At 52.6% G+C, this 21860-nt stretch carries 26 protein-coding genes; 7 read left to right on the forward strand and 19 right to left on the reverse strand.

Going from position 1 to position 21860, the window contains the following annotated elements:
• The 13 genes from DHN43_RS02350 to DHN43_RS02415 all read right to left on the reverse strand — a co-directional run bounded on the left by DHN43_RS02350 (window position 1) and on the right by DHN43_RS02415 (window position 12417).
• Window positions 1-315, reverse strand: a complete 315-nt coding sequence (locus DHN43_RS02350; protein WP_159096777.1) for a hypothetical protein — start codon at window positions 313-315, stop codon at window positions 1-3.
• Window positions 316-387: 72 nt separating this feature from the next.
• On the reverse strand, window positions 388-1398 hold the full coding sequence (locus tag DHN43_RS02360) for a major capsid protein (RefSeq protein ID WP_108817605.1): 1011 nt from the start codon (window positions 1396-1398) through the stop codon (window positions 388-390).
• A gap of 11 nt (window positions 1399-1409) precedes the next feature.
• The gene (locus DHN43_RS02365) at window positions 1410-1790 is read right to left on the reverse strand and encodes a head decoration protein (protein ID WP_108817606.1); all 381 of its coding nucleotides are present in this window, start codon (window positions 1788-1790) and stop codon (window positions 1410-1412) included.
• Window positions 1791-1801: 11 nt separating this feature from the next.
• Complete coding sequence (locus DHN43_RS02370) at window positions 1802-2866, reverse strand: head maturation protease, ClpP-related (protein WP_108817607.1); 1065 nt, start codon at window positions 2864-2866, stop codon at window positions 1802-1804.
• Window positions 2867-2891: 25 nt separating this feature from the next.
• Window positions 2892-3152: a hypothetical protein gene (locus DHN43_RS02375; RefSeq protein WP_108817608.1), complete on the reverse strand. Its 261-nt coding sequence runs from the start codon at window positions 3150-3152 to the stop codon at window positions 2892-2894.
• Window positions 3145-4776, reverse strand: a complete 1632-nt coding sequence (locus tag DHN43_RS02380; protein WP_108817609.1) for a phage portal protein — start codon at window positions 4774-4776, stop codon at window positions 3145-3147. Before DHN43_RS02380 ends, DHN43_RS02375 begins: the two co-directional genes overlap by 8 nt.
• Window positions 4761-6815, reverse strand: a complete 2055-nt coding sequence (locus DHN43_RS02385) for a terminase gpA endonuclease subunit (protein ID WP_108817610.1) — start codon at window positions 6813-6815, stop codon at window positions 4761-4763. Before DHN43_RS02385 ends, DHN43_RS02380 begins: the two co-directional genes overlap by 16 nt.
• A 16-nt stretch (window positions 6816-6831) precedes the next feature.
• Window positions 6832-7515: a hypothetical protein gene (locus DHN43_RS02390; RefSeq protein ID WP_063303703.1), complete on the reverse strand. Its 684-nt coding sequence runs from the start codon at window positions 7513-7515 to the stop codon at window positions 6832-6834.
• Between the two features lie 169 nt (window positions 7516-7684).
• Entirely contained in the window at window positions 7685-8221 is a 537-nt protein-coding gene (locus DHN43_RS02395; protein WP_108817611.1) for a phage tail protein, read from the reverse strand.
• A gap of 115 nt (window positions 8222-8336) precedes the next feature.
• Window positions 8337-9068, reverse strand: a complete 732-nt coding sequence (locus tag DHN43_RS02400) for a hypothetical protein (protein ID WP_108817612.1) — start codon at window positions 9066-9068, stop codon at window positions 8337-8339.
• Between the two features lie 312 nt (window positions 9069-9380).
• Complete coding sequence (locus DHN43_RS02405; protein ID WP_108817613.1) at window positions 9381-11039, reverse strand: DNA primase family protein; 1659 nt, start codon at window positions 11037-11039, stop codon at window positions 9381-9383.
• Window positions 11036-12175 carry a DUF7146 domain-containing protein gene (locus DHN43_RS02410; protein ID WP_108817614.1) on the reverse strand — a complete coding sequence of 380 codons (1140 nt, stop codon included), beginning with the start codon at window positions 12173-12175 and terminating at the stop codon, window positions 11036-11038. The genes DHN43_RS02405 and DHN43_RS02410 overlap by 4 nt, the downstream gene beginning before the upstream one ends.
• Complete coding sequence (locus DHN43_RS02415; protein WP_108817615.1) at window positions 12175-12417, reverse strand: hypothetical protein; 243 nt, start codon at window positions 12415-12417, stop codon at window positions 12175-12177. Before DHN43_RS02415 ends, DHN43_RS02410 begins: the two co-directional genes overlap by 1 nt.
• A gap of 77 nt (window positions 12418-12494) precedes the next feature.
• Here DHN43_RS02415 and DHN43_RS02420 point away from each other — a divergent pair, with 77 nt between their 5' ends.
• Both DHN43_RS02420 and DHN43_RS02425 read left to right on the forward strand, forming a co-directional pair.
• On the forward strand, window positions 12495-13382 hold the full coding sequence (locus tag DHN43_RS02420; RefSeq protein ID WP_108817616.1) for a hypothetical protein: 888 nt from the start codon (window positions 12495-12497) through the stop codon (window positions 13380-13382).
• 75 nt (window positions 13383-13457) lie between these two features.
• Complete coding sequence (locus tag DHN43_RS02425; protein WP_108817617.1) at window positions 13458-14303, forward strand: hypothetical protein; 846 nt, start codon at window positions 13458-13460, stop codon at window positions 14301-14303.
• Here the strand turns inward: DHN43_RS02425 and DHN43_RS02430 are convergent.
• From DHN43_RS02430 to DHN43_RS27010, 3 genes are all read right to left on the reverse strand, one after another.
• On the reverse strand, window positions 14270-15028 hold the full coding sequence (locus tag DHN43_RS02430) for a BRO-N domain-containing protein (protein WP_108817618.1): 759 nt from the start codon (window positions 15026-15028) through the stop codon (window positions 14270-14272). The genes DHN43_RS02425 and DHN43_RS02430 overlap by 34 nt on opposite strands.
• Before the next feature lie 79 nt (window positions 15029-15107).
• Window positions 15108-15875: a Rha family transcriptional regulator gene (locus DHN43_RS02435; RefSeq protein WP_108817619.1), complete on the reverse strand. Its 768-nt coding sequence runs from the start codon at window positions 15873-15875 to the stop codon at window positions 15108-15110.
• Window positions 15863-16144 carry a hypothetical protein gene (locus DHN43_RS27010; protein ID WP_159096778.1) on the reverse strand — a complete coding sequence of 94 codons (282 nt, stop codon included), beginning with the start codon at window positions 16142-16144 and terminating at the stop codon, window positions 15863-15865. Before DHN43_RS27010 ends, DHN43_RS02435 begins: the two co-directional genes overlap by 13 nt.
• Here DHN43_RS27010 and DHN43_RS27015 point away from each other — a divergent pair.
• From DHN43_RS27015 to DHN43_RS02455, 4 genes are all read left to right on the forward strand, one after another.
• Window positions 16143-16406 carry a hypothetical protein gene (locus DHN43_RS27015; RefSeq protein WP_159096779.1) on the forward strand — a complete coding sequence of 88 codons (264 nt, stop codon included), beginning with the start codon at window positions 16143-16145 and terminating at the stop codon, window positions 16404-16406. The genes DHN43_RS27010 and DHN43_RS27015 overlap by 2 nt on opposite strands.
• An 80-nt stretch (window positions 16407-16486) precedes the next feature.
• Complete coding sequence (locus DHN43_RS02445; RefSeq protein ID WP_108817621.1) at window positions 16487-18106, forward strand: pentapeptide repeat-containing protein; 1620 nt, start codon at window positions 16487-16489, stop codon at window positions 18104-18106.
• The gene (locus DHN43_RS02450) at window positions 18107-18529 is read left to right on the forward strand and encodes a hypothetical protein (protein ID WP_108817622.1); all 423 of its coding nucleotides are present in this window, start codon (window positions 18107-18109) and stop codon (window positions 18527-18529) included.
• A 140-nt stretch (window positions 18530-18669) separates the two neighbouring features.
• Window positions 18670-19755: a pentapeptide repeat-containing protein gene (locus DHN43_RS02455; RefSeq protein WP_108817623.1), complete on the forward strand. Its 1086-nt coding sequence runs from the start codon at window positions 18670-18672 to the stop codon at window positions 19753-19755.
• Window positions 19756-19760: 5 nt separating this feature from the next.
• On the opposite strand, the gene DHN43_RS02460 is transcribed toward DHN43_RS02455, so the two are convergent.
• From DHN43_RS02460 to DHN43_RS02475, 3 genes are all read right to left on the reverse strand, one after another.
• Window positions 19761-20279, reverse strand: coding sequence for a hypothetical protein (locus DHN43_RS02460; protein WP_108817624.1), 519 nt, complete (start codon window positions 20277-20279; stop codon window positions 19761-19763).
• Entirely contained in the window at window positions 20276-20770 is a 495-nt protein-coding gene (locus tag DHN43_RS02465; RefSeq protein WP_063288237.1) for a phage regulatory CII family protein, read from the reverse strand. The genes DHN43_RS02460 and DHN43_RS02465 overlap by 4 nt, the downstream gene beginning before the upstream one ends.
• A gap of 208 nt (window positions 20771-20978) precedes the next feature.
• Window positions 20979-21233 carry a hypothetical protein gene (locus tag DHN43_RS02475; protein WP_108817626.1) on the reverse strand — a complete coding sequence of 85 codons (255 nt, stop codon included), beginning with the start codon at window positions 21231-21233 and terminating at the stop codon, window positions 20979-20981.
• Window positions 21234-21322: 89 nt separating this feature from the next.
• Here DHN43_RS02475 and DHN43_RS02480 point away from each other — a divergent pair, with 89 nt between their 5' ends.
• Complete coding sequence (locus DHN43_RS02480) at window positions 21323-21637, forward strand: helix-turn-helix domain-containing protein (RefSeq protein WP_063303685.1); 315 nt, start codon at window positions 21323-21325, stop codon at window positions 21635-21637.
• The last annotated feature ends 223 nt before the right edge of the window (window positions 21638-21860 follow it).

Genomic DNA, 21860 nt, shown 5'->3' on the forward strand with positions numbered 1-21860 from the left:
TCAGGCATCACTAACTCCGCTGGTGCCAGTCTGGTCCTCAGGCTTCGAGCCACCAGAACCATCACCGGCACCAGTGCCAGTAGACAGGACCTGAGCTGACTTGCCGTTCTGAGAACCAGAGTTTACAGGAGCTTCCTGCGACTTCTTCGTCTTCTCAGGCACATAAGCAAAACCCTCTGCAATCAAGTGATCGGCATAGCCTTCGGGCGCAAGAAAGGGTTTGTCGCGATCCTGGCGAAAGTCTTCATCCTTCCCCATTGATTTGCCGCTCAAAACGCTAGAGCTATAAAGAGAAATTCTCTTCTTCTTCGACATCGACGTACTCCAAAAGCCCGGCGACAAAACATTGCCGCCAGACCTTTCAATGAGATGTTGTTAGGAGGAGTTTTACAGCGTCAGCTTTCGAAGGGCTGCCGGCTGAGTACAAAGCGAAATAGCGTTGGTCTGCACTTCCAGAGACACCCCTTTTCCATTTGCCTGCGGATACTGTTTCGCATAGCGCGGCAAGCCAGGAGTGTTCACGGTCTCAATATAGTCAGCTGGTGCGAACCGCGTGATAAACAGCCCAGGAACTCCAACGGGCACAACCCGTGCCTCATTATGAGCAATATAGGCCCCACCTGCATTGGTACTGGCGCCAGCTCCTGTCTTATATCGCTCAAACGTGAAGCTGCCGACTGTAAAGGTGTCAGGCACTGCCTCGCGAAGCTGAGCTGCGCCTGCTGTCGCCAGGAACGTTTCGCGGATACGCTTGTGACCCCAGAGTTTCAGATGAAACTCACGACCAGTGTAGACGTGAAAACCGTCATAAAACGCGTCCAGACTGTCTTCAATTGAATGCTGAACATCAGTGGCGAGAAGCTCATCCACCTTGGCATCTTCATTTCCCAGATCTAGCGAAATTGATGCGGGGATAGCAATATCAAAACGCGCGTAAAGGTCATGAAGAGTTGTCCCGGATCTGGATTTAACCAGACCCTTAATCGCACCGACACGCTGATGCTCGATCGTCATATCGCAATCAGCAAGGTGACGATCCATCTTAGATGTCACCCGGTCCAGAACCTGCTCAACTTCGTTTTCACTGCCAAAGGCGCGAACGTTCTGAACTTCATCAGCCTTCACGGCATCATCACGCTGATAATGGTCGACCTCAAATGGGATCAACTTGCGCTCATCATCTCCGGTCGTCTCACCAGCTCCACCACGTGCAGTTGGCTCAATAAGCCCCAGTTTCCCATCTTTCAGTTCAACTGAAACCATCGTGGTCGTTACACTATCTTCCTCAAACAGACCAGATTTACTGATCTGCCCAGGTCGATAGGGCATCTGGTTTACAGTTGCAGTCAGGCTTTGAACCGAGAAAGCATCATCGTTAAAAATATCTAGTCCTGGCATATTCGCTGCTCCTATCGAACTTTAATGAAGGCAGCAGCCAGCTGCTCACGTTTAGCGGAAATCTTTGCGGCATCATCAACACTGCCGTCAAAAATCAGCAGGTCAGACTTCACCTCAGCTAAACCATTGACCACCAAGGCATCTGTTGGACCTGACGCAGTAGCTGTTCTAACTGCCAGAATGGCCGTTGCTGTTTCAGCGCCTTCCTTCCCGGCTTCTTCAGCTGCCGGTGACATGACGTACTCACCATTTGCAGTAACCTTGCCAAGCACTGTTCCAGCTTCCAAAGTGTCCTGCCCTTCGGCAAGAGTGACCGTATCCGTACTCAAATTCCCATGAGCGACGGACAGCAAAAAGGCCCAATTACGGGCCCCTTGAACTTTTGTTTCCATGTCGGGCAATCCTATGCCTGTTTGCGAGCAGCAAAAATGTCGGCGCGGTTGAGAGATGCGGTTGTCGTGGTCTTTTGCGAGCCATAGTTACTGGCTTGATTGCTTGAACGGAGCCGCTCTTGCTCATAGGCACTTGCCTGGGTGTTGGGCACATCACCTTCAGGCTTTTCAGTTCCTTCCGTTTTAGCAGCCTTGGCAAGCACCTTTTGAGCCTCCTCAAAGCTCGTTGAAGTCTCAAACGCGAGGTACTTTGCAAGTTCAGTGCGGCCAGTAGCTTCCTCGCAGTTGAGGATCTTACCGATGCGCTCACGCTCTGCTGTTTGAGCATCATCAGTATTGGCCTGCGTTTGGTCTGTCGTAGAGTTGGCGGAGTCGGCACCCGCCGCAGGTTGTGTCGTCATAGGCTGTATCTCCTGATTGACAGTCTGTTGTGCGACGGATGCCGCTGGAGAGCGCTGTGCCTCAGTGCTCCAGTTCATGTTTTTTGAGAGATTTTTCAGCTCTTCGGGGGCATTGCGATATAGGCAATAATTGAAAGGCGCATAGTCTTCAGCCAGGTTGCCTTCAGCAGATGATGCAAACCCCAACTCCACTGCTTCCTTGCCATTCATCCATGTCTCGGCTTCCATTAAGACAAGGATTTCTTCTTGGGTTTTACCTGTCCTTGCAGCATAAATTGCGGCAATAGCAGCTGCATCTTTTTCCAGCTTATCCGCGCGATCACGAAAAGCCTTGGCATTCCCCTCGCCCCAGCTCCAGGGCTCATGAACCATCATCTCCGCACCAGTACGAATGACAATCTCATCACCAGCCATTGCAATTATAGAGGCTGCAGAAGCGGCCATTGCCTCGACATAAATGGTGACCTTGCCTTTGTGGTCTCTCAGAGCGTTGAAACACCCATTCCCCTCGCGAACATAGCCACCGCCCGAGTTTATGCGAACAGTTATCGGATTGTCGCCTCCATGGTGCGCAAGTGCTTTCCTTACTTCAGCAGAGGTAAAGTAATCCCCCCAACCAAAGGCGCCCACGTCCCCGTAAAGGAGAAGCTCGCCCCCGTGATAAATATCAGGCATTTTTGAAAATCCTTAAAAGTTGAGTTCAGCACCAGCGAACTGAGCGAGCCCGGCGGCGAACCTTGCCGCCCGCTGCAAGGCTGCATTTGGCCTCATACTGAGCAATGAGCTTTTGCAACGCTGGTAGATTAGCGGCTGAATAAGTCACTTCATCCCGCCCGAAGCGGACGGTCTCCCGGCGACCACCAGCAGCAACAACAAGCTCAATTTTGCGAAGAGCCGTTGCAACGTCACAAGGCTGATTGATGGAAACCATGTCAGAACCGATTTTGACCTGATCACTCATCGGTTGCCCCTTGCGTTTCGTCACGGCTGACTTCCGCTACCTGCGAAGTCTTTGGCTCATAGGGTGAGCGCATGCCCGCATCCAGATATCGCCGGTGCTCGGAAAGGCGCTGTTCAAACAGCTCCTCCTCGTCGATGCCCATTTCAGAGCATTCATGAGCAAGGGATGACGTGCCATTCTCCAATCGTGTGCTGGACGCCTTCGCGCTTTTTGCATCATCTGCCGTTGGCTTGGCTGGGCCTTGCCATTGAGCCCAGGATGCTTCCTCACGCAATGCAGAATAGGCTTCATATCCGCCCTTGAACGGGATACGCCCCTCACCCACTTCTTCATCAAGCCAGCTTTCGTAAACAGCCTGATAAGTTGGAGCAGCAATGCGCTCTCGCCGCCTGGTCACAACCGGCCAAATGCTCGCATTTTCCATCCGAACACTGGAGTAAGTGGCGTTGGAATAATCCATGGTTAAGCCGCCATAGGTGATCCCGATCGCCCGCGCCATTTCCCGCCCAAGTGAACCTGAGAACGGCAAGTAATGAGGCCCTGGCGTGCCAGCCGTTTTGATTTCAAAATCTTCACCCGGCGCAATATGTGACACTGTTGGATCACTCCCCAAACTCACAGAGCTTTCAGCGGACTTATCCAAGGCGCCAAGGAGATAATCAGAAAAGGATTCTTTAAACTCCTTGCCTGCATCTGTGTCCTGCATTGCATCAATTGCAGCAAAAGCTTCTTCTGATGGCAGCTCGCTTTTCAAAACAGCGGCAAACAAGGTTTGCAGGATCGCGGTTTGCAGCGTGGCATCTTCAAGCATCTCGTGCTGGATATGCTTTCTAAAGGCAGAGGCCAAAACGGAAATCCCACGCACGTCACTTGCGCATGTGGGATCAAAGATATGCAGGACCTGAGCACGTCCAGCCAGATCGCGGGCGCTATATCTTGTTTTAACTGTTTGACCGTTTCTCGCCTCTTCAATCAGATAGGAAATCGGGCGACCATTCTCATCATGATAGACACCTTGGAACAGACGTTCATGCTCCAGTGTGTCCTGAACCAGCTTTTGCGGAGAGAACAAGCAAAGCTTTGTTCCAGCCTTTATGCCGTAACGAGCCCGCTGAGCACTGCCCATATAGTCCAGCATGCCCGTCACTTCGCCAAAGGTGATGTAATCGCGCAAAGAACAGTCAACCAGTTGAGGTAAGGTGAACTTGCCGCGCATGTCGCATTCAGCCTGGTCCCAGGCAAAACGCTTCCAGCGCTGTTTAACAATCCGGCACCATTCAGCCGTTTCCTGCGCATCATAGCCCGCAGCACTTAAATCCGGCTTTGGATTGAGCAGCAACTCAGAGCCAACAGTGTCCGCAATCACCTGATCAACGGCGCCTTTAAGCCGTCCTGAGTTTTGAATGATGTCTCGCGCTAGCCCGGCGCAGCGGCGCCAGGACAAACGAATATCATCCCGGCTGTTTGTGAGCGGTGCAGGACGTGTTGCCAGAACCCTGGACCGGGTATCGCGCAGATATCGGTTGAGGCTGCGCACTACAACTTGCCCTGCTCCCTTCTCAGTTGGAACAGGTTTGTCGCCCCGGTTAAGCAACCGACCAAGCGCTTTTAACGGTTTCGCCATTTCTCGCGCCTCTTCCTGATGCGTTCCTGCCTCTCTGCCCCTTCTTTATCGTGAGCTTGAGCTGCCTTTTTCTTTGGGTTTTCGGAGGGTGTGCTTTCCTGTTTTGCTTTCACAACTTCAGGTGAGAGCAAATCCAGATCCTTTGCAGGCACAAGCCGCTTGCGCAGCCGAGACCAGTCATTGTCAGTATTTGAAGTCAGGCCCAAATGCTCGGCAATCGCCATGGCGTAGATCCGGCAATCAAGGAAGTGGTTGTCCTTCCGGGACTTTTTCCATTCCTCAAGCAACCGGCCCTTCACCAGTTTCTGGTCAAAGTACTCAGCCGTGATTTGAAGAAAGTACTCTTCATCCAGCCATACCCCATAATGGCAGTAACCAGGTGGATCACACTCAGCGCCAGCCGCCATGCCAGACTTATGCAAGCTGCCAAAGAACTCGTGCTTAAGGCCCCATGTTCCAACAGGCCAAAGCTGCGAACCGCGCACCTTTACGCGCTTGCCTCGTTTGTTGACTGACTTCTTCTGCGGCAGTCCGATCGCAGGAACACCGCGCCCACCCTGCCCTTTAATGGCATAGGTATCAGGCCTTGCTCTGCACCAACTCAGCACCTGCTCCATGCGGCCACTGTCACCAGCATCCACCGCCAGACCATCCAGCCGGCGTTCCATGCCCCATGCGTCCTTAAAGCCTTGCTTGTAAAACGCATCCAGCTTGAGCCATGCACCCGCCTTGATGTCATCCGTTGAGCCCTCAAGAAAGTGCGCATCCACGCACCAACTTTGCCGGTCATCTCCAAAGGCCACCGCCTCCACATAGATGCCGTAGTGCTGAACGTCCGCACCGGCCACAAACAACAGGCCTTCAGCCGGGATCGTGCCGCGCTCCAGCTGTTCACGCCGCTCCATAAGCCGTTCATGTTTCGGAGCATTGCCGCGCATGGCATATGCCTTGGCGAGCACCAGATTGGTAAAGTTCTTTTTGGCTGCTTCACTTCGTTTTTCCGCGTTGATGAAGTCCCGCGCGATATCGCCGTAACTCATCATCAGCGAGCAAAATGCATCCACATGGAAACCCGGCTGGCGTCCCTCGCCCGCCTTCAAAGCAATGAACTGCCCTTTGCGAACAGCAACTACGCGCTCAGCCTCTGTAATGGAGTGGCCACATTCCTCACAAAGGTATGTGCTTTCCTCTGGATCTTCGCGATTTATCTGAAACCCGCTCCAGTCCTGCCGTTGCTCAAAGTCACAGGACGGGCAGCAAATATGCCAAAACCGTTGGTCTGAGCGCTTGAAATCGCGATCGATACGGCAATGACCCGGACCTTCTCCATCGTCATCACCGCTATCATGTTCCGGGGTAGAAAGAGCAAAGATCTTATAGGACTTCTCACGACGAAATGCGGTAAAGCGCCCAAAGAAAAGCTCTTCAGGATCGCCGCCATTGTCCGTCTCTTCCCACTTGGAAACTTCGTCTTTTACTCCATACTTGATCGTCTTGGAGGAAAGATCCATTTCCGAATTGGCATTGGCAAGCGACAGTGCGCCACCTGGGAACTTCTTCTCAAAGGTGGTCGAACCTTTACCGCTGCGGCTTGTAATCGGTTCAATCACCTGCTTGGATGTGCGCTTCTCCCATGCCTCAATCAAAGGCATGATCTTCATGGAGTTGGTTTCTTTCAGCGCCTGATCGCCTGGCACAGCGTACAGAATATTGTCGGGTGCGTTTTCCGCCAGGTAGATGCTCCAGGAAAGCCCCAGGATAGAAACACCGGTCTGCTGTGATTTGCGAACACAGACATAGTTGCAAGGGTGATCAGCAGACAGACACGCGGCGATTTCCAGCAAATACGGAGCGTCTTTTGCATTCCAAAGCTCTCCACGTCTTGGGCCGTCCACCAGCTCAATGTTTTTGGGAAGCCATTCGTGAAACGGCAGTGGCTTTTTAGGGCGGATCGTTCTTGCAAGCACTCGCGTAACGAGGCGAGCTGCACCATAAACTCTTGTGTTTGCACCTCGCAAACTTCCCAAAGTTTCCTGCATGGCTCACCTGTTATCGTTAGAGTTCCTCCTGTTGCTCCCCTGCAAGCATGAGTTCTTCTGCACTGGCTTCAGCCCCGACCACACCCTCTGGTAGGTCATCAAACTGTGGTGCTTCCTGAAAAGCAGCTTCCATTGCTTCGGCAATCTCCTCTGCAACTTCAAAGGCAGCATCCTTCAGCGCCAGACGCAGGCCATGGACACCATCCTTGGTGACACGCGCTGCCAGGTCATCCGCTCGATTGGGAAGCCGCGAAACAACGGACTTAATCTCGCCTCCCATTTTGGCGAGCGCATCTTCCATAAGATCGCGGCGCACCAGTGCTCCAAGCTCTTCCTGCATTGCAAGCCGGAGCCGAAGCACCTTAAGCCATGTTTCCTGACGCTTACCTTCGTTCAAGCTTTGCGGATCGGCACCGGGTGCTGCCGGCATACTCCCCTCTGTCGAGGGCTGGCTTGTTGGTGCCGTTGGAACAGCGGGGAGCTTGGTGGTCGTTTTCAGCGGATTAGAAAATCGGGAGCGGATGTGATCATAGTGGGCAAGCGAAAAGCATGTGATCCGCCCGCGCCCATCCCGCTCAACTGGCAAGTTATGATTGTCTGCGTAGTTGCGCACGTTTTTTGAAACAGCTGATTTGGAGACCCCATCCCGATCGGCAACCTGCACAAATGTTGCCATCACCAGTGGTGCATCTTCGTGCATCTGAAAACCTCCACTTCTGGCAACCTTGGCAACCGGTTGCTGGCAACTCTAACAACCCTGACAACTCAATTTTTCAATCTGTAAAACTGACGAAACCCCGGGAGCTGCGCCCCCCGCGGGGAAAGGGTGTTTTGTACGGTCCCTTTTTTTCTCAGCCGCCGCCGCGCCCTCAAAGGGATCGGAGCAGCCGGTCGATTTCGTGTTCCAGACGAGGCCGCAGCTTTTCGTCAGCGACGCTTTCGAGCACGTCCATAAATTCATCTTCGTGGTTTTGAACATCGGCGGCGGGGTTCGGGCCCCACAGCTCGCGAACTGGAAGGCGTGCTGCGCTTGATCGTTTGAATACTCCGGCATGACCAGAGGCCATCGTGGCAAGAAATGTGCCTTGGTGTGTTCCCCAGTTGCGAACAGATACACCATCCCGTGTCTGGCGGACGCTCCCCAGCTGGTAGAGCGGTATCCAACCGGAGCGCATAATAACACTGGCGGTATCAGCTCCTGTGTTCACCGCAATGGTTACACTGCGAATATCCTTTTGCCGCATTCCTGTAGATGCTGCGGACTTTCGAATGACACGCGTTTTGGCAATTGCTGTCGTATGTTTGAGGGCGCGAGCAATGGCCTTTCCTTTGATATCACCGGGCAAGTTACCAAGCCCCCGTATGAGATCATCCAGGTCTCGTTTGTCGAAGTTGACGGTGAACATATTGAGGCCTTAGGAAACAAGCGATGTGTCACTTCTCAATAAAAAACCGCCCTGCAGGTTGTCCCTCAAGGCGGTCTTCTTTCCGCTGTCAGGCTGTCAAACGACGCGGGTCATTTCAAGTCGCGGAGCTCATTTGGAGCAATCTCACAGCCTTCCGATCAAACTCAGGTGCTTGAAACTTCTTGAGTTTGTGAGTTTTCAACATCGGTAGCGCACCGCTTATGATTTCGAGCGCTGCGCACCAGTAGGTGTAGGTTTCCAGCAAAAACTCTTCCAAATCACTCTCAACGGATACCACCTGCAGCTCACAGGCCTGCCCGACGCGGCAGCCCGGTCCGTCATAGTCGTGAGGCTTTGGCAGTTTTGTACCGGGACGAACAAAGAGCTCCTCACCATCAACCCGCCAGTAGCTCATCACTGTGCGCCCGGTCCGATCGCGCTTTTCCTGCAGCTTGCTGCCACTCAGGGCTGGTTTCTCCGGCTGTGTCCGGTTTGCGCCGTAGTAGATCAGCAGGCCAGCGGCATAGGCGCAATCATCGGATTGAGCTGCAAACTCCTTCACCGCGCCATGCACGGCCTCGGCATCCGGATGCAGCTCCACACGTGAGCGCCCGCCGCCATCCACGAAGGTGCGCAGATGCAGCAGCTGCTCAAGTGAGTTCAACGCACACCGGACGTCGAAGTGCCGCGCCTCATCATCGCTCACGATATCCAGATGAGCCTTCTGCTCGCCGTAGGTCCAGTCCAGCAAGCTGACTAGATCAGTCCTGCGGACTTCGTTCTGCTGTGCCTGCTCTTGTTTGAGCCGGCCAATGTATTCCGGTGATGCGCGCAGCGTTTGAACCATAATTGATCTCCTGCGAGTGTTCCGAGGGTACCGCGAGTGTTAAAATCAGACCCTCGCGGCCATTTTATCTTTTAATATCAATTGTTTTTATAACCCTCCGCGAGGGTTCAAGGGTTAGTTGACTAATTACGCATATGAGAAGTCTTTTCCTTAAAAGCTATTCCCCATTCCCCTATATATGCGCAGGCGCGCGATATACCCTCGCGCCCTCGCGGCTATCCTCTAACCCATTCACGGCTTTACGAAATCCGGCGCGAGGCACACGGCGCAACCCTCGCGCATACCCTCGCACCCTCGCGGGCTCAGATACACTCATCCCATAGGCTCCCAACTCATCGTTTCAGAACACATCTCGGCTGGCAGGTTGAAGCGCACATTGGCGTACTTGCGGATGCGGGTCATCACCTTGCGCATGCCCGGTTTCTTCGGTAGTTCGCGCCCTAAAGCTGTTTCCGTAAAAGGCTTTAGGCCGGAGATTTCAGACCACTTCTTATAGGTGTCATACATGGCGCGGCCAGTGATGGAGGGCTCGTTCGGGTCCTCTCCCGGCGGCTCGGCAAACTCCAGACAGGCATCCACAAATTGCTGTATCGGGTCCAGCTCGGTCTTGTAATCCTGCGTCAGGCCTTCCACGGCTGGAGGCACATCCAGCCCTTCCTCCATGTAGATCTGCAGCCCCTTCAGCATCCAGTTGAGAATGCCCGATCGCTCAGCCTCAAACTCGGCCAGCACCTCGGCCATCGGTCGCTTCTGCTCTTCGCTGATGCGCACCGACCACGGCACGATCAGCAAACGCCGCCAGATGCCATAGTCATTGCCTTTGATGAAGGGCTTGTCGTTACCACTCATGATCGCCTTGAAGATCGGCGTCATATCAAAGAAGCCCTGATGCAGCCGGCGCACCTGCATGGGCTCACCACCCGTTAGCGCCTTGATCAGCTCTTCCTTCACCGCCTCACCCTTTGGCAGCTCGGAGACACGCACCAGCCGTTTGCCCACCAGCGTTGCCAGATCCGGCGTGGCCTGGTCACCGCGCCGCTGTCCTGTGCCCGTCACACTTTCCGGGTTCAGCTGACCGGCATAATCACCCATCAGCCCGCAGATCGCCTCCACAAAGGTGGATTTGCCATTGGCTCCATCCCCATAGAAGAACAGCAGCTTTTGCTCTGCTGTCAGCCCGGTCAGGCAATAGCCGGCATACACCTGCAAAAAGCGCTGCACGCCAACATCGGGCTGGAAGAAATCCAGAAACGCCTGCCACTGCGGGCATTCTGCTTTGGGGTCAAAGTTCACCGGTGCGCATTTGGAAAGCCGCATGGCTCTGTCGTGGGCCACAGAGTCCGGCACCATCACCTGCCCGCCTTCTCCATCAGGTTCAGGATGCAGCTGCAGCGTGGCCGTGCGCGTGTTGAACACAAGGTCGTCTTCGTCCATTTCCTCTGGCGCATAGGTCACATGCGGCAGGGCCTGTACAATCATACCTTTGATCTTGTTGGAATTGCCGCTGGAAACTGCAAATTTTTTACGCGCAGTCCGCCTGCCGGAGCGGGCCTTTTTCACGTCCTCCGCATCCTTCAGCAGGGCTTCCTGCTCTTTGGTCAGCGCCGCTTCTTCTGCCAGACGAGGCACCGCCTTGGCTTTTTCCAGCACCAGCTCCTCCCAGGGCTCATAGCCAAGGTAGTCGAGCTCTTCTTTGATCAGCTCTGCCGTACGCTGCGCATAGCGGGTCATCACTTCCTCGCCGCCGGTCAAATCCCAGTGGGTGCCTTTGAAGGTGTAAAACCCCACCTCCCGCACATGCAAAAACTCCTCGCCAAAATGCTCCCGCAGCCGCTTGGCATTGCCCGTATCATTCTGGTCATACAGGGCGCAGCGCGAGAGTTTTTCGGCAAACTCGGTTGAAAGTGGGGTGATGAGGGGATCGTCGCTTGGCTGCATCGCACCCTCAATCGCCTGGCTCATGGTGCTCATGCCGCATCCCTCCCGTTCGCCAGTATCCAGTCATTCATGTCCATGCCCAATGGCGGCCATAAGATTTGCGCTGAACGCTCCTCAAAGCGCAGGCGCCGCACAGCGCGTTCCAGCTGAGCTTTCAGCGCCTCAAGGTCTTTGGTGTCACTGTCGGCCAAAACAATCATGGACCGCGCCTCAAATGGTAAAAACGCCCGGGCGCTGGCCATGTCCGGTTGCCGTGATGGCAACAGGTGGCCAGTACGCACCGGATGCGGCTCGCAAATCCCGTCTGGTTTGCCAGAGCCCACCAGATTGCCAAGCGAGCCCGCACACCAGCACGAAAGGCCAAAGGGCGCACAGGACAGGCAGGTCTCAATGCCCTCACCCACGCCCATCACAGGCGCAGGCGGGCCAAGCCGCAAACTGGTGCCCATATACGGTCCGCGGATCTTTTTGGCCGGCAACCGCAGCCCATCCTCAAGGCTTAGTTTAATTTTGCCGCTTCCATCTGCATTCAGCCAGGTCTGGTGCACTGCTGCAAACCGGCCCTGCTTGTTTTGAAAGGCCGCCAGCAGCGCAGGTCCGTGATGGATGATCTCGAAGCGCCCCTTCGCAGTCTCTGCCCAATACGGCAGATCCGCAGCAAACCGCAGCACCGCGCCGGGCAACGGGATGTCACCCAGCCCCCGCGCCTCGCGCAGGTAGGTTTCCGCTACACTGCCGGAAAGCTCTGTCCCCGCTGAAAAGATTTTGTAGGCCGCCTGACGCGCTTTTTCCTGTGTGGTGGCTGTGCGCGCAGCCGCAAGCACCTTGTTGTCCTGCACCAACTTTTGCTGTTTGTCCTGCCAGCGCTGATCACGGGCAATCTGTGCCCCGCCCAAGGCTTCAACCGCATCAGCAAAGCTGGAAAAGCCCTCAAACTCCATCATCCAGTCGATGATGGATCCGGAGCGGCCACAGGCGGTGGAATAGCAACGGAAACTGTTGCTGACAGGATCAAGCACAAAGCTGGCATTGCGATCGTCATGGTCGGGAAACGGACATTTACCGGAATACAGACGACCAGATTTGCGCAGCGTGGTATGGCGGCAAATGCGTCCATAAAGATCCGCAGATTGCTTCAACCGCAACAATTCGAGAGTGGAATACCGCATCACACCAACCTCCCTTGTTTGGGTGGTCGTGGCGGCGGAGGCGTGCGTTTGGCAGCCTCAACATCCGCTTCATACTGCTTGGCATGCTCCGGACAAAACCACAACTGCTGACGCTTGCCAGCATCATCCACGGTGTAACCACGGGAACCCCAGTTTGTGCAGCCCTCCGCCATGCAAGGATGCTCGGAGTGGCCTGCGACCGTTGTTCTGGGGGATTTACGGAGATCTATCTTGAGGGTCATGCGGCACACCTCTCAACTGGAGCGTGCATGAGTGAAGAGACTCTGATAGAGCGACAACTGGCAAGATTGAGGGCTAAATGGAAAATCAGCGTACGTGGAATATTATCATTTTCAGCATCTTGGGAGCAGCTGGTAGCGTCTTCCTCAGCATATTCATTTTGGATTTTCACATTAGTAGAGCTGGTCTTTGTGCAGGCATATCCATTGACGAACCATGGGCTTGTACCCGCGAATGGATCGGCGCGTTGAGTGGCTGGGCAGCTGCATTTGCAGCAATAGCAGCTGCCGCGTGGGCTGGATACAAGGTTCAAAAACAGATCACTGAAGCACAGAAGACAAACAGAATTGCTCTCCAACCAATCTTTGCTGAGAGTATCGGTTGGATGGCTCGCGAAAAGGAGATTTTGCTGAAACTGAATCGTGAAAGCTCCCTGCCTCACGAAGTTAAAACACAACTTGAAATTTTTCGCTCTGCGCTGGTTGCAATCTACTCTGTCACTTATCCCAACGACATTGCCCGCAACGAGGATCGGCTCAAACGCGTATGTGAAGAAGCTTGGACTAGACTCTCCAAAAGGCGTGACTGCTTTGTTAGAAACCAGCACTATTTTGATGCCGCAAAATTCCTTTCTATCGACTTGCAAGAAGCCAGAGATACCCTTGTAAAGGTTAGCGAGAGGGAATTTGAAGATTGCAAAGATTTTTTTGCGCGGGCGACAAAGTTGATAACTGATCCGGCGATCAAAAACTCTGAAGCGCCGCGATCCGCAAGCATTACTCAGGCTCATGATTTGATCAACTCGTTGGATGAGTTTTTGAGTTCGGAGGAGTTTGAGACAGCTGAAGATAAGAGAATTAAGTTTCTGAACGAGTATTGGCTTGGATTTAAAAAAGAATATGAGCCCATTAGAGAGAAAGCATATGGGATCATTCATCTTGTTCAAAACGTAGATGACAAAAAGTGAAGTTGCATTTTGATAACGCTGCCTCAAAAGAAGACATAAGACATTGTTTGCCTTCACATTAACGGAACAGATCGCATGGAACGGAAAGTTTGGAACCACTTGATCGCTATTACATGCGGCACCTTCATGAGTGTTGTATTTCTTGCGTGCTTTTGGTCTCAGAACCTCACCCACATCTTGAGCGATAATGTTCTTATTTTTTTCGAACCACTGCACATCGCTGACGCTGAGTTGATTGACTGGATCGGAGCGACAAGTGGTTGGGCAGCCGCTTGTGCGGCTGCAGTAGCGGCATACTTTGCCTACAATGGGGCTGTTACTCAAATTCAAAAGCTCGAGAAGCAAATAGGAGAAGCGCAAAAAGCAAATAAGATTAACCAAGCACAACATGTGCCAGATGTAATGCAATACTGCTCTCAAGAACTTAGATCGATTGACTTTGTGACACGCTGGTTGAAAGACATGAGAGATGTTGGTTGGAGAGATGACCAACAGAAACAGTTGCTTTCGAACTATAACAATATTTGGTTCCTGTTCTTTGAGCAAAACGAGAATGCGGCAAAGTATAACCCTGGGGCTTCCTATCAAAAGAGACAAGAATTCATTCAGAAATACCAGTTTTTGTGGGCGTATCATTTGATGATTTCTGAAGCGTATAATGGAGCTCCAATTCCTGACCATGATGTTGCCATCGATGCTTTCTCGAGTGTTCAGGCTGAATACGCTAAATGTCTCAAATCGAAACAGAAAGATCCATTTGCAAAGGAGATTCAGGAACTGGAAGACATGTTGATTGCTTATAAGAACAGTCTCCCTGACAATTGGATTGAACAGTTGCATGAATGGCGAGAGAGTGTGGTCATTAAGTATCCTGATGGGAGCAAGCATCACCCCACCTCCTTCACCCGAAGCCCACGATAAGTCACAATGCGGGCTTTGTTTTTCAGGAAGTTGTAGTCCTGTGAGAGGTGGAGCATGGCGCGACCGAAGGCGGTCTCGGTGATGATGGGGTGGCCTTCTGTGTGGGCCCAGTCTTTGTAAGCCAGGAACATGGCTCGGGCGGTCTTGGTGTAGTCTGGATCCAGTTGGCATCCCTCCTCGATGAAGGTGCGCAGTTGCTCTGCTGAGGATGCGACAATGCCGGTTGGAATTTCGGTTTTGCGTGGGGTGAAGGATGAGACCATGGGCAGGTCCAGCTTCTCCCAAAGCTCGCAGGCAGCGCGTGGACCGGAGATTTTTGCTGCGATCTCCACCAATCTGGATTTGTTGGCAACCTCGGTCAGGCTTCCAAGATCAGCGCGATCAACCAGCCTTTCATTGCTTACTGTGTATGCCCCAGTTTTGCGGATGCTCGGCAGAACGTCGTGTGCGAGCCAGCGCTTAAAGCGCTCTGCTTCTGGTTTGCGCGAACGGAAGATCAAGCGATAGAGACCGGGTTCAGATATGATAGTCATCTGCTGATCTCCAGAGGGGGTGCCTACAGTATAGGTACCCCTCTCATCTTCATCGAGCAGATCAATCGAGTTGCGGGCCTTCTTAATGTCTAGGCAGGTGCAAACATCTTTGCCTACGAACCATGGTTCTCCCTCCAGTTTCACAATGCGAACCAGATTATCTTCAAAGTCCATGTTGATCAGGTTACTCATGAAACTGCTCCTCAATTTTGCTGTGCGATGGTTTCATCAAGGGGGCCCATACTATGGGCCCCCTCGGCAATCAGATCAGTCATGCCGCTGCTCCCCGCTCGGCAGCTTCGATCAGCTGCATCAGGTCGTTGAAGGTGGAGATGTAGTAGAGAGGTTGGGTTTCGCGCGGGTTGTTGGGGCTGACTTGGTTTTTGCCGAAGGACAGGCCCTTTTCTGTCAGCAGTTTGAAGCGCTTTTCCTTGCCACTGGTGGAGGTGCGGGTGCGCTCCTCCAAAATGCCGAGGTCCAACAGCACCTTGTTGACGGTGCGGGCTGAGCGGGTTTCTCCAATTTCCTTAAGCAGAGTTGTGAGCGCCAGACAGGCTCTCTCATTGACATAGTCTGGCAGCATGTTGGTTGCGCAGCCGTGGTTGTTGGCCACGGTTTCAATCATCTTCAGCTTGGAGCTGTCAGACATGGCAAGCGCCCGTCCTGCTGCTTCTGCAACAGCCATTTCCATTTCAATGGAGATGACCTGCGGAGCCCTGTCATAATTGCTGGAAATAAGCCGATCCCGATACTCCAGAAACGCTTCAACGAGCTTACGTTGACCTTCCTTTGATTTCCGGCCACCAATGAATGGCATTGCAATCAACGCCGCCTTTTCTGACAGCTGATACATCGGCTGCTCTTTGTTCTGTGCGTTGAGGTAAGAGGACGACGCAAATTCCCGGAGTCCTATTGTCCCCTCATTAATCAATCCCCGCACGCTTCTGAGCACTTCGTCATGCCGACGCGCAAACACCTCCGCAATCACCAGTGTGTCCGTTACAGGCTTACCATTTTCAATTTTGATCAGATGCTGCATTCCGAAACTCCTTTGACTGGCAAAAGCACGCGGGTGGAGTGCCACGCGGATTGGGTGTGGGTGAAAATCTCTTTGTGGTGGGTGAGAAGAAGGGATTGCAGGGTCACAATGGACTGCACCGCCTCGCACTGATGGGGAGGCAGGTTGTTGCCGAGCGCGTTCATGGCGTGCAAAAGCGCGCCAAACTGGGCCACAGCTAAATCAATACTTTCAAGGGAATTCCGTAATTCGCGGCACGCACGTGTCGCGTTATCTGCCAGTACTACCATGGCAAACCTCCTCGAGTCAGAATATTTCCGACCGCTGGAGGTACCAATCTCTGGCGGCCAGACGAACAGGATTGGTACTACCACCCTCAAGGCAAGTGGCGCGCGTAAGCGCTCCCGCCCGTCTGACCATGAAAAAGCCGCGATCCAACAGGAAACGCGGCGCACGACGAGCGCCAAGAGTTCGGAAGGGGTACCAATCCCCGCACGCCTTTGTGTGACGCGCTCACTGGCAAACCACCAGCTGAGCGGAATCATGACCTGATTTGTACCTGTTGTCAACGAGCTCGGAATCGCGGATAGGTTGCGGATGTAATAAGAATACTGATCCAGAGGCGCTTGTAGATGTATAGTAGACAGGTTGTTACACCAGAAACGTTGGATTTCCGTGACTACGATGAAGCGCAGTGGAACTCTTGGGTCGAGCAAACTCAAGGAGGTTTCCCGAATATTTGGATTGATTTGAGTAATGCAAATTTTGAAAAAGCAATAATATCCGGTGCGTCTCTCGTCCGAACAATTATCAGCAAGTCTGAGTTCATGCAGACCAGCTTCGTCAAAACTGACATGAGTGAAGCCAGTCTCGATTTCTCCACTTTCTTGAACGTCTCTTTGGAAAACGTCAGTCTTGAGCGCGCTAACTTGGAGGCTTTTCAATTTAGAAGTGGGCGAGGTTATCAGGTTAAGTTCACCGACGCAGACGCGAGGCGGGCTGAGTTTGATGACGTGACCTTTGAAGACGTCGATTTTACTAAAGCAAACCTCGAAGCCACGACATTCTTGCTTTGCAGACTTCGTTCGCCTGTTTTTACTCAAGCACGATTGGCCAATGCCGTGTTTGAAGATTGCACTGGAGTTGAAGCCAAGTTTCGCATGGCTAAATTGCAGAATGCACGTATCGTTTCCTGTAACTTCGTAAAGGCAAATTTTAACCGCGCTCGGCTTAAAGGTGCCAACCTTTCGGCAACAAATTTTGAAGGCGCAAACTTCAGATTTGCCAATCTCCAAAACACAACATGCACTGATACCAATTTTAAAGATGCAGATCTCAGAAACGCGATTTTGACCGATACCAATCTGCTCGATACAAATCTGACTAACGCCGATCTGCGCGGTGCAAATCTCGTCGGCTCCATTTATCAACGAAGTCAACTCAGAGCCGCAATTACTGATGAGACAACGGTTTTGAATGACGAACAAAGCCCTGAGCAAAAACCGAGCGTATTGGGAGTAGATAAATTTCCGCTGGTTTTTGGCAGCGAAGAGGACCCTAGCACGTCTAATAAAAGCAAAACCAAAGAGACGATTGCAGAAGCTGCATCCTCTGAGGCTGTGTCCGAAAGCGTAATTGCACCCGCTGATACACCAGATGCAATCTCCGAGAGTTACGCAGTAGATCCACGCGCGAGCTCCCCAGAAGAGCCCGATGACTTCCACAAAAACTATCAAATTATGCGAGTTACCACACCGATCTCGTTCACTAAAGCTGATGGAAGCGAACAAAGGGTCATCCTTGAAAGTGTTGCAATCGCAATGAGAGGCAAAGGAAACAGCCTGAGTTTGCTTTTTGACCAAATTCGAGATGACTTGTTTAAAGACGAAGATTTTGAGGTGGATATAACCGGCAAGACTTGGTTTGAAGGTCTTACTAAGGATTGGCTCTCCAAAGATGAGATGAATGACTGCTACAATGCTGTTCGGAGTTCGATGGAGTTTGAAAATGCCGTTCCGTATTTTGGTAGTTTGAAAAACCTGACACCCAAACAGATGGCGGGCCTCGTCACGTTTGTCTCTACAGTTGGCTTGAAAGCATACACGATCGGTGTCTTGGCACTGGGGTCTTCCATTATTTTCCTTAGGGTTTGCGAAGCATCGGGAGAAGGACTTGCGGACATAATTCGAGCGAAGTGTCAGCAAGTTGTTAGACGTATCGAGGCTAAGGACAAGGAGCTGGAAGACAACTAGATGACCACCTTGCCCCCTGCTCCACCGAAACCTTTCCGCTCCTATTTGCCAGGACAACTGCGTGGGTTTGGGTTTGTTTTTGCGGGTAATTTGTGGAGCCTGGGCGTCTATCTGATTTATCAGGGTAGCGCGTTGCGGGACTGGTTTCTGGCCGGGTTTCTCTGGATTGTTGGGGCGGTTCTCGTTTACTGGCTGGCAACACGGATAAACCCCGTTTTCAGCCCGCTCAAAGCCCTGCTGGTCACCCTGTTCTTTCAAGTGCAGATGTTCGCCGCCATCGCGTTCATCCGCATTAGTCTGGCGGATTTCAAGATTGAGGCCCTCAACCAGCTGACCATCACCCAAATGGTTCTGGCCGTCTACATCCTCATGATCCCCATAACCCTCCTCACCGCCTTCATAAGCTGGGTGAGGCAGAGTTGACCCTGCTCTGAGCGCCTGACCCATCACGCAGCAACCCTCCAATTGCCATTGGACGACCAGCATCCTCTGGTTGAAGACTCAGGGACGCACAGCCTAGTGTGCAACGCAGTTACTTTATGCAGTTTTGAGAGCTGAGATTGATGTCTACATTTGGCAATAACCATCTTACTGGCGTTGACATTGTGAAGGTCACACTGATCTGTTTTGTTGGCATTATTTTTTTGGCGGTACTCTTCTTCGTGATCTTTCCGCCAGGCGGTTTCTTTCCTTTTTGGGGAGGCCCAGAAGCTAACCGAGCTGAAGTTCTTAGAAATATTGGATTGTCTCTTCTCGGTGCAGTTGGTCTGCCGTTCGTTATTTGGCGTAGCATAACCGCTCACAGAGAAGCCCTGCATTCTGCTGAAAATCTTCGGCTGTCTGAGCGAGGTCAAAATATCGATCGAATGAAAAATGCATTTGAGTTGTTGAACTCTGAACTCAGGTTCAGCAGAGAAACTGGCATAATTATTCTGAAAGAAGTTTTCGCAAGCGCTGATGAACTTAGCAAGCTTAGCAACATTCAGGTTATGACTAGCTACTTCAACGACAAATGCAGAGTTGAAAAGAATAAATGGCTGCGAGAGATCGATGGAATTGATAATGAAGGCGAAATTACACGGATGAAAAATAGTCGTGTCCTGCGGCAAGACATTACTCTCGCACTGGAAACGCTGAGCTTTCTTAATAGAAGCCTTCACACTGAGCTGACAAAATCGGTTTCTTTGCAGCTGCAAAAAGCTTATCTTTGCAACTACCCAGGTAGTCAGAGCACCCTCTTCCTCTCCAATGCAGACTTGACCCAAGCAGACATGGAAAATGGACAGTTTGCGGGTACCTATTGGACTAAGGCGACATTGAGTGGAGCAGATTTGCGATCTGCTAACCTGAGGGGTGGCTTCTTCGAAGAAGCTAAGTTGATACAGGCGCTTATGCAGCGCACTGATTTTAGAAACGCTAAGCTGCATTATGCTAACTTCGAAAATGCCATACTTGTCGATGCCTGCTTTGTGGGTGCTGATCTTTCGGAAGCCAATTTCACTGACGCGGTAGTTGTAGGCGCGCTTGTGGAGGAGCAATGGATGCACCTGTTTACTGAGGTTCAACGACGCTCTCTCAATATCGTAGATCACGTTGGAAATATTATCCGACCATCCTCTAGTGAAGATCTTCGCTCGCAATCCGCCTAACCCCCTCACGCCACAGCCCTCCGTGCATTCAGCAGTTCGCTTGGGCGTGGTGCGCCTACCTGAGTGCAGTAGCGGTTGACCGCTCGGCAGACGACGTGGACGCTGACGCCGGAAGCGTGTGCGATGCGCTCATAGTTCCAGTCGAACTGGCAGCTGAGGCCGTAGTAGAAGCAGCCGCGGCAGAAGACATCCTGCTTTCGTTTGCTGTTTGAGGTGAACAGGCGGCCCACGGGCACCTTGCAGGTTTTAGCTACACCGGATGCAAAGGTCCGGACGTCCTCCGGCAAGGCCTTAAACAGTCGGATTTGCGGGGGGAGGTCGGCATCCCTGCTCTGCACCGGATAGAGCGCCACACCGCCCGAAACAGGCACACCAGACAGGATGATCCGTTCAGCTGTCTCTGTCTTGATAACGTTCTCCACGTCACCCTCTGAGCAACCATAGATGCCTGCGATGGCGCGGAGGCTCATGTTGTTGAGGTGGTGCTGCACAATTCTGCGCCGGATTTTGGGGGACTGGATCATCTGGCCGGCTCCCTCTCAATGGCTTCGCAGGTTTTGTCCAGCTTGACGGCCACGCTGATCAGCTCGGCAATTTCTCTGCGCAGGTGGTGGCGTTTCACTTCATCGGCTGTGACTTTGCCATCATCCTTCAGGCATTCAGCCACGCGGGAGAGAACATCTGAGAATTCCTTTGAGAGCTGACCCATGTTGCCGACCCAATCCGGCTCTGCCGCTTCCCGTGGGAGTTTGACCAGCGTGTGGCCGCTCATGCGTGCCAGGATGCGGGTGAGCACGGGATCTGCGGCCTCGTGTTCCAGATCGGCAATCACGTCCACCGGCATGGCGTCATGGCTCTGCTGGTTGCCATAGCGGGAGAGCTGGCACGGTGCGACGCGGGTGACCATACTGGCAGCTTCCACACCGCCATTCAGCTTCACCAGAGCTTTGGAGTAGGCAAACAGGCGGGAATAGTCAGATTCCGGCAGGGTGCGACTGGTTTGTGAGCGGGACATGCAAAACTATCCTCAAGTGTTTCGCTGACAGCGCCGGGGCAGTCTTGCAGACTGCCGATCCAAAGCAGCGGAGCTGAGCTGATGCAGGCAAAGAAATGGAATTTGGAAAAACTGGAGCGCGATGCTGAACGGCAGCAAGGCCATGGCCGGCGACAGATGCAAAGCGCCCTCGCCGCCTGCCGGTTCGCTCGTTGTTTTGCCGGAAGGATCAGAGCTCGATCTCATGAATCCGCTCCTGACGGCAAAACTTGATGAACAGCACCAGGCCTCTGAGTGAGGAAAGCCGGATATCGGCTCCGGTGCGCAATCGCAAATGCAGATGAGGATTGCCGACAGCCCGCTGACCCAGCTGCGCAGGCGTCATGTCAAACTCGTTACAAGCCATGTCGATGAGCTTGATAATGTCGGCTCTGGTGGGAAGTTTGAAGTCCGCTTCGCTGATCTCGGATCTTTCCGTCTGCATACCAAATCACCTCCAATGAAATCGAGGTCAGTATGGAGTATACTGCGAACAAGTCAACGCAGTATTGTGCGCTAGACGAAACGAAATGCATGGATTATTATCCGCGTATGGAAACTTGGCGTAAAAACCTTAAAGATCAGATGGATAAGAAGGGCGTAACTGCACGCGCCCTCTCCTTGGCCATTGGAAAAAGTCCTGATTACGTCAATAAAATGCTGAAGAACTTCACGCCGACCATCGAAGTATTCTCCGCAATTTCGCATGAGCTGGGCAGCAATGTCGGTGATTTGTTTTATGGCTCCGATGGGCCGGATCACTCTCAGCTTATCAAGGATTTCAATCAGTTAAGCGACGATGACAAGAAGGTCATTCTCCGCATGATTGACGGCTTCTCCCAAAAGTAAGCACTTTAAGACTGCCCGTCAGCCCTTGATCTTTCCCTCAGGCGCTCAATTTCTATCGCTACCTTCACAAGCTCAATGGATGACAAGGTCCTGATTTTCTCAGCGAACTTAGCGTCCTTGTTTTTGGTGTCTTCCTGTAGTCCAGCCAATGCCTTCACAGCCCCAGTGCTAATTCCACTAATCCAATGAATGGATCTCTCATTGCACAGGCTATCTACCGATT

It is taken from the genome of Pseudovibrio sp. Alg231-02 (assembly GCF_900143565.1).
Taxonomy (GTDB): Bacteria; Pseudomonadota; Alphaproteobacteria; order Rhizobiales; family Stappiaceae; genus Pseudovibrio.

Coding starts and splice junctions, on each gene's coding strand:
- DHN43_RS02350 (WP_159096777.1), bottom strand. CDS start 315: ATGTCGAAGAAGAAGAGAATTTCTCTTTATAGCTCTAGCGTTTTGAGC.
- DHN43_RS02360 (WP_108817605.1), bottom strand. CDS start 1,398: ATGCCAGGACTAGATATTTTTAACGATGATGCTTTCTCGGTTCAAAGC.
- DHN43_RS02365 (WP_108817606.1), bottom strand. CDS start 1,790: ATGGAAACAAAAGTTCAAGGGGCCCGTAATTGGGCCTTTTTGCTGTCC.
- DHN43_RS02370 (WP_108817607.1), bottom strand. CDS start 2,866: ATGCCTGATATTTATCACGGGGGCGAGCTTCTCCTTTACGGGGACGTG.
- DHN43_RS02375 (WP_108817608.1), bottom strand. CDS start 3,152: ATGAGTGATCAGGTCAAAATCGGTTCTGACATGGTTTCCATCAATCAG.
- DHN43_RS02380 (WP_108817609.1), bottom strand. CDS start 4,776: ATGGCGAAACCGTTAAAAGCGCTTGGTCGGTTGCTTAACCGGGGCGAC.
- DHN43_RS02385 (WP_108817610.1), bottom strand. CDS start 6,815: ATGCAGGAAACTTTGGGAAGTTTGCGAGGTGCAAACACAAGAGTTTAT.
- DHN43_RS02390 (WP_063303703.1), bottom strand. CDS start 7,515: ATGCACGAAGATGCACCACTGGTGATGGCAACATTTGTGCAGGTTGCC.
- DHN43_RS02395 (WP_108817611.1), bottom strand. CDS start 8,221: ATGTTCACCGTCAACTTCGACAAACGAGACCTGGATGATCTCATACGG.
- DHN43_RS02400 (WP_108817612.1), bottom strand. CDS start 9,068: ATGGTTCAAACGCTGCGCGCATCACCGGAATACATTGGCCGGCTCAAA.
- DHN43_RS02405 (WP_108817613.1), bottom strand. CDS start 11,039: ATGAGCACCATGAGCCAGGCGATTGAGGGTGCGATGCAGCCAAGCGAC.
- DHN43_RS02410 (WP_108817614.1), bottom strand. CDS start 12,175: ATGCGGTATTCCACTCTCGAATTGTTGCGGTTGAAGCAATCTGCGGAT.
- DHN43_RS02415 (WP_108817615.1), bottom strand. CDS start 12,417: ATGACCCTCAAGATAGATCTCCGTAAATCCCCCAGAACAACGGTCGCA.
- DHN43_RS02420 (WP_108817616.1), top strand. CDS start 12,495: ATGGAAAATCAGCGTACGTGGAATATTATCATTTTCAGCATCTTGGGA.
- DHN43_RS02425 (WP_108817617.1), top strand. CDS start 13,458: ATGGAACGGAAAGTTTGGAACCACTTGATCGCTATTACATGCGGCACC.
- DHN43_RS02430 (WP_108817618.1), bottom strand. CDS start 15,028: ATGAGTAACCTGATCAACATGGACTTTGAAGATAATCTGGTTCGCATT.
- DHN43_RS02435 (WP_108817619.1), bottom strand. CDS start 15,875: ATGCAGCATCTGATCAAAATTGAAAATGGTAAGCCTGTAACGGACACA.
- DHN43_RS27015 (WP_159096779.1), top strand. CDS start 16,143: ATGGCAAACCTCCTCGAGTCAGAATATTTCCGACCGCTGGAGGTACCA.
- DHN43_RS27010 (WP_159096778.1), bottom strand. CDS start 16,144: ATGGTAGTACTGGCAGATAACGCGACACGTGCGTGCCGCGAATTACGG.
- DHN43_RS02445 (WP_108817621.1), top strand. CDS start 16,487: ATGTATAGTAGACAGGTTGTTACACCAGAAACGTTGGATTTCCGTGAC.
- DHN43_RS02450 (WP_108817622.1), top strand. CDS start 18,107: ATGACCACCTTGCCCCCTGCTCCACCGAAACCTTTCCGCTCCTATTTG.
- DHN43_RS02455 (WP_108817623.1), top strand. CDS start 18,670: ATGTCTACATTTGGCAATAACCATCTTACTGGCGTTGACATTGTGAAG.
- DHN43_RS02460 (WP_108817624.1), bottom strand. CDS start 20,279: ATGATCCAGTCCCCCAAAATCCGGCGCAGAATTGTGCAGCACCACCTC.
- DHN43_RS02465 (WP_063288237.1), bottom strand. CDS start 20,770: ATGTCCCGCTCACAAACCAGTCGCACCCTGCCGGAATCTGACTATTCC.
- DHN43_RS02475 (WP_108817626.1), bottom strand. CDS start 21,233: ATGCAGACGGAAAGATCCGAGATCAGCGAAGCGGACTTCAAACTTCCC.
- DHN43_RS02480 (WP_063303685.1), top strand. CDS start 21,323: ATGGATTATTATCCGCGTATGGAAACTTGGCGTAAAAACCTTAAAGAT.